This is a genomic window from Nostoc sp. DedQUE05 (assembly GCF_034530955.1).
Taxonomy (GTDB): Bacteria; Cyanobacteriota; Cyanobacteriia; order Cyanobacteriales; family Nostocaceae; genus Nostoc.
Genome location: NZ_JAVRCB010000035.1, coordinates 92,906 through 93,624, shown reverse-complemented (window position 1 = coordinate 93,624; position 719 = coordinate 92,906). Strand labels below are relative to the sequence as shown.

Annotated in this window: 1 protein-coding gene; it reads right to left on the bottom strand. The window is 43.8% G+C overall.

Going from position 1 to position 719, the window contains the following annotated elements:
- On the bottom strand, positions 1–719 hold a 719-nt coding region (locus RMZ42_RS24000; protein WP_322673764.1), incomplete at both ends, for a putative Ig domain-containing protein.

Sequence of the window (719 nt, the reverse complement as noted above, 5' to 3'; positions counted from 1 at the left end):
GGTGAGAGTGTCGCCAGCATCGACATCAATGAAGGTGTTGTCTGGGATAATGAAGTTGAAAACTGTGTCTTCTGTTGCTTGTTGGTTAGCAATTTCATTCGCCACCTCTGGCGCATCGTTGACGTTATTAACAGTGAGTGTAAATACATCACTGATTTGAGCAAGAGCTAAATCCGTGGCAGTAACTTTAATGTTGAGGCTACCCACGTTTGCATTTAAGGGAGTGCCACTGAAGGTTTTGGTTGCAGCATTAAAACTCAACCAACTCGGTAGAGAGTCACCGTTTTCGAGAGTGGCAGTGTAAGCGAGAGTGTCTTCAGGATCTTGATCTTGGAAGCTATCTGAGATTGTGAAGTTGAAATTTATGTCTTCTGGAGTCTCTTTGTCTGCGATTTCCTTCACTAGTACTGGATTTTGGTTAACCCTGTAACGTGCCACAGCAAAGTTATTGGCGCTTATTCCCGCGACTATTATCGTACCATCGTGTTGGGTGAGAGCATAGGCATTATCAGTAGTCTTTGTGCCGATATCAGTAGTGATAATGCCAGTAGTGTTGAAATCAGTGTCAAGAGTACCATTGCTGTTGTAACGTACTAAAGCAAAGTTATTGTTACTCGAACCCGCCACAATAATTTTGCCATTAGCTTGCACGCTAACGCTGTAAGCTATGTCAGTACCGCCCAAGTTAGTAATGACCTTGCCAGCAGTACCAAAGCTGG